Raw genomic sequence first — 4,683 nt, 5'->3', positions numbered from 1 at the left:
GCATATGACGTCGGGAGAATTCAAGTTCGTTCATCAATTTTCCTTGCCCGGTATTGTGGTGGGTTCTTGCTCCTTGATTGCATACGCTTCAACCAAGGCTTCCAGAATCGCAAATCTCTTGAATCTCGTCAACACCCGTTTCCTTTTCCCCTGTCGGATAGGCCGGTGCCGTGGCCGTGGCGTGCTTCGCCGCCGGTCTCGCGGCCGCGTCGGCCCGGCGCGAGGGCTGGGCCTTCGTCGGCACGGCGCTGTCGATCGCCGCGGTGGTGGTCATGCTCTTCACGGCGCTGTTCCCCGACGTCATGGTCTCCTCGCTCGACCCGTCCTGGAGCCTCACGACGACGAACGCGGCGTCGACGCCGTACACGCTGACGATCATGACCTGGGTCGCGGCGGCCTTCACGCCCCTGGTCGTCGGCTACCAGGCGTGGTCGTACTGGGTGTTCCGGCGGCGGATCGGGACGCACCACATCCCTGACGACGTCCTCGCGCCGACCTCCTGAGCCGCGCGGATGAGACCCCTCGACCCCCGGCTGCTGCGCCGGTCCCGACCCGTGCGGCGCTTCCTCGTCGCCACCGTGCTGCTCGGCCTGGTGGCTGCGGTCGCCGTCGTCGGTCAGGCCTGGCTGCTCTCGGCCACCGTCGTCGCCCTCGTCGACGGCGTCGCGCCGACCTCCGTCGCCGCGACCACCGCGGCACTCGCGGGCGTCGTGGCGGCGCGCGGCGTGCTCGCGTGGGCGCACGCGACCACGGGCACCCGAGCCGCGGCGGCGGTCAAGGCCGGGCTGCGCCACGACCTCGTCGACGCCGTGCTCGACCAGCGCCGCACCGGCCCCGCGCCGTCGAGCGCACGCGTCGCCACGCTGCTCGACACGGGTCTCGACGCCCTCGACGGCTACGTGGCCCGCTTCCTGCCGCAGGTGGTGCTGACCGCGCTGGTGCCGGGCGCCGTGGTCCTCACGCTGCTCGCCGTCGACCCGCTGTCGGCGCTGATCGTCGTGCTCACGCTGCCGCTCGTGGTGACCTTCCTCGTCCTCGTCGGCATGGTGACGCGCGACCGCCTCGACGGCCGCTGGGCCGAGCTGCAGCGGCTCGGCCGCCACTTCTCCGACGTGCTCGCCGGGCTGACCGTGCTGACGGGCTTCGGGCGCGACTCCGGCCGCGGCCTCCGCGAGGTGGGGGAGCGGCACCGTCGCGCCACCATGGCCTCGCTGCGCACCGCGTTCCTGTCCTCGTTCGTGCTCGAGCTCTTCTCGACGCTGTCCGTCGCGCTCGTGGCGGTGGCGGCCGGTCTGCGGCTCGTGACCGGCGACCTCGACCTCGCGACCGGGCTGCTCGTCATCGTGCTCGCGCCGGAGGCGTACCTCCCGCTGCGTCGGCTCGGCACGCTCTTCCACGACAGCACCCAGGGCCTGGCGGCGGCCGACGAGGCCCTCACGCTCCTCGACGGCGAACGGCGGACCGGCCACCTGGTGGTCGAGGGTCCCGCGCCGGTCGAGGTGCGCGACCTGGTCGTCGTCCACCCAGGTCGCGAGCGGCCCGCCCTCGCGCTGCCAGGACTGACGCTGCAGCCGGGGGAGTTCGTCGCCGTGACGGGACCGTCCGGTGCCGGCAAGTCGACGCTGCTCGCCGTGCTGCTCGGCTTCGCGCTGCCCACGAGCGGCTCCGTGCGGGTCGGCGGCGTGCCCGTGGTCGAGCTCGACCCGGACGCGTGGCGGCGGCAGGTGGCCTGGGTCCCGCAGGACCCGCACCTGCTGGCCGGCACCGTCGCGGACAACGTCCGGCTCGGCCACCCGGCCGCCTCGGACGAGGCTGTGCGGTCGGCGCTCGTCGACGCAGGAGCGGCCGACCTCGCTCCCCGACGCGAGGTCGGCGAGCAGGGACAGGCGCTGTCGGCGGGGGAGCGGCGTCGCGTCGCGGTCGCCCGGGCGCTCCTGCGGGTGCGCGACGGCGGAGCCTGGCTCGTGCTGATGGACGAGCCGACCGCCGGTCTCGACGCCGAGCGCGAGAGCACCGTCCTCGGGACGCTGTGCCGCCTGCAGGAGTCGGGCGACGTGACGGTGCTCGTCGTCGCCCACCGCGCCGAGACCGTGGCGGCGGCGTCGCGGGAGCTGCGCGTCGACCGCCCGGTCGAGGTGGTCCAGGCCGGGCCGGCAGGAGAGGTGACCCCGTGAGCCGCCGGTCGCGCCTGCTGGCATCGTCGCGCACCCGGCTCGCCGCGGGTGGCGCGCTCGGCGTGCTCGCGCAGCTGAGCTCGCTCGGGCTGCTGCTGACGTCGGGCTGGCTGGTCGTGCGCGCGGCGGAGCAGCCACCGGTGCTCTACCTCATCGCCCGCGGGATCGACCACCGCGTGCGGTCCTACGAGGGACTCGCCCGCGTGATGCCCACAGCCGGCGCGACGCGTCGCGGCGACGTCGTCCGCACCGTCGTCGCTGACGTCGAGGCGCTGCAGGACGGTCTGCTCCGCCTGCGGCTGCCGTGGGTCTCGGCCCTCGTCACGTGCGCGGTCACGGTGGCCGTCGTCGCGCTGGTCCTGCCGGCGGCGGGCGTGGCGCTCGCCGCCTTCGCCGCGACGGCCCTGCTGGCGGCGCGCGTGCTCGTCCCGAGGCTCGCGGGTGCCGAGGGCAGCGCACCGACGGCGCTCTCGCCCGACGTGACCGAGCTCGTGCTGGCGGCACCCGACCTCGTCGCCTACGCGTCCGCGCGAGGCCGTGACGTCCGGGCGCACGCCGCCGTCGACGCGCTCGCCCGTCAGGACCGGCGACGAGCCTGGGCCGGAGGTCTCGGCTCGCTCGTGGTGCTCGTCTCCTGCGCGGCCTGCGTGCTCGCGACCGCGCTGCTCACGGCCGACGCAGGCCTCACCGGTCCGCTCGTCGGCGTGCTGCTCCTCGCGCCGGTCGGGCTGGTCGACGTGCTGGACGCCGTGGCGGAGGCCGAGCGGCTGCGACCGCGCGTGCAGGCCGCGCGCCGCAGGCTCGTCGCGCTCGAGGGGGGCAGCGACCCGATGCCGGCCCCCCTCGACGGTACGCGCCGGCCCGACGGCTTCGCCCTGGACCTGCAGGACGTCACGCTCGGCTGGGACGCCGACCTCGTCGAGCACCTCACCGTGCACGTGCCCGAGGGCGCGCGGGTGGTCGTCACCGGCCCCAGCGGGTCGGGCAAGAGCACGCTCGCGGCCACGCTGTCCCGGTTGGTCGCGGCCCGGAGCGGCACGGTGCGGCTGGGCGGCGTCGACCTGCTCGACCTCGACCGCGAGCAGGTGCGCGCCGTGGTCGGCTGGATGCAGCAGGACACCGTGCTGTTCGACACCACGGTGCGCGAGAACCTGCGCGTCGCCGACCCCCGCGCCGACGACGCCACGCTGTGGCGCGCGCTCGGCCGCGTCCGGCTCGCCGACACGGTCGCCTCGTGGCCCGACGGGCTCGACACCGTGCTCGGCGAGGACGGGTCGCGCGTCTCCGGCGGGGAGCGGCAGCGGCTCGGTCTCGCCCGCATGCTGCTGGCGGGACACCGCGTCCTCGTGCTGGACGAGCCGACCGAGCACCTCGACGGCGAGACCGCCCGCGCCCTGCTCGACGACGTCGACGCCCTGGCGCCCGAGCACACCGTCGTCGTCGTGTCGCACGCCCCGGAGGTCGTCGCGCGGTACCCGCAGCGGGTCGACCTGCGGCCGTCGCCGGTCCGACGTCCTAGGGTGGTCCGGTGACCAACACCGAGCTGCTCGTCGCCCTCATCGCCGTCGCCGTCGTCGTCCTCGGCGGCGGCGCCGCCCTCCTCGACCACGACGTCGACGTCCTCGAGCACCCTGGTCCGGCCGTAGCCGGCGGTGACTCCTCGCAGCTCAAGCATGCTGGTCCTCCCCGGACGTCTCGTCGGTCGTCCCCGGCTCCGGGGGCTCGGTCCCCTGGTGGCCCAGGTAGACCTCCTGGACCCGGGGGTCGGCCTGGATGGTGGCGACGTCGCCCTCGGCGAGCACGGTGCCGCCGTGCATGACGGTGACGACGTCGGCGAAGCTGCGCACGAAGTCCATGTCGTGCTCGATCACGACGATCGTGCGCTCGTGGCCGATGCGGCGCAGCAGCTCGCCGGTCTGCTCACGCTCCTCGGCGCTCATGCCGGCCACCGGCTCGTCGAGCAGCATCACCTTCGCGTCCTGGACGAGCAGCATGCCGATCTCCAGCCACTGCTTCTGCCCGTGCGCCAGCACGCCCGCGGGCCGGTCGCGCAGGTGGGAGAGCCCGATGGTGGCCAGGGCCTCCTCGACGTACGCCGGCACGCCCCGTCGCGCGCGCAGCATGCCCCAGGGGCTGCGGTGGATGCCGCCGGCGATGTCGAGGTTCTGCAGGACGCTGAGCTCCTCGAAGACCGTGGCGGTCTGGAAGGTCCGCCCGACCCCGGCGCGCACGATGCGGTGGGACTTCATCGAGAGCAGGTCCTGGTTGCGGTAGCTCGCCCGCCCGGTGCCCTGGACCAGGCCCGTGACCGCGTCGACCAGGGTGGTCTTGCCCGCGCCGTTGGGTCCGATCAGGAAGTGCAGCCTTCCCTGCAGGAGGGTCAGGTCCACGCCGTCGATGGCCTTGAAGCCGTCGAAGTCGACGGTGAGGCCGCGGATCTCGAGGTAGTCGTGCCCGAGCTCGTCGGGCCGGTGGGTCTGCACGCTCATGCCGCGCTCCTCCCGAACCG

Annotated in this window: 4 protein-coding genes; 3 read left to right on the top strand and 1 reads right to left on the bottom strand. The window is 74.4% G+C overall.

Translation table 11 applies throughout. The annotated features are described in order from the left end of the window. Positions 1-170: 170 nt before the first annotated feature. From A6Q79_RS16380 to A6Q79_RS16370, 3 genes are read left to right on the top strand one after another with little or no spacing between them, the layout of a single operon-like run. Complete coding sequence (locus A6Q79_RS16380) at positions 171-503, top strand: cytochrome d ubiquinol oxidase subunit II (protein ID WP_317698789.1); 333 nt, start codon at positions 171-173, stop codon at positions 501-503. A gap of 9 nt (positions 504-512) precedes the next feature. Further along, the gene (cydD, locus tag A6Q79_RS16375) at positions 513-2,174 is read left to right on the top strand and encodes a thiol reductant ABC exporter subunit CydD (protein WP_286690474.1); all 1,662 of its coding nucleotides are present in this window, start codon (positions 513-515) and stop codon (positions 2,172-2,174) included. Continuing rightward, the gene (locus A6Q79_RS16370; protein WP_317698788.1) at positions 2,171-3,706 is read left to right on the top strand and encodes an ATP-binding cassette domain-containing protein; all 1,536 of its coding nucleotides are present in this window, start codon (positions 2,171-2,173) and stop codon (positions 3,704-3,706) included. Before cydD ends, A6Q79_RS16370 begins: the two co-directional genes overlap by 4 nt. 135 nt (positions 3,707-3,841) lie before the next feature. Here A6Q79_RS16370 and urtD read toward each other — a convergent pair whose 3' ends face one another. Further along, complete coding sequence (gene urtD / locus A6Q79_RS16365) at positions 3,842-4,663, bottom strand: urea ABC transporter ATP-binding protein UrtD (protein ID WP_317698787.1); 822 nt, start codon at positions 4,661-4,663, stop codon at positions 3,842-3,844. Positions 4,664-4,683: the final 20 nt, after the last annotated feature.

The sequence above is a fragment of the Aeromicrobium sp. REDSEA-S32_B7 genome (genome assembly GCF_001626145.1).
GTDB lineage: Bacteria > Actinomycetota > Actinomycetes > Propionibacteriales > Nocardioidaceae > Aeromicrobium > Aeromicrobium erythreum.
This window is presented reverse-complemented; position numbering and strand designations above follow the sequence as displayed.

Coding starts and splice junctions, on each gene's coding strand:
- cydD (WP_286690474.1), top strand. CDS start 513: ATGAGACCCCTCGACCCCCGGCTGCTGCGCCGGTCCCGACCCGTGCGG.
- urtD (WP_317698787.1), bottom strand. CDS start 4,663: ATGAGCGTGCAGACCCACCGGCCCGACGAGCTCGGGCACGACTACCTC.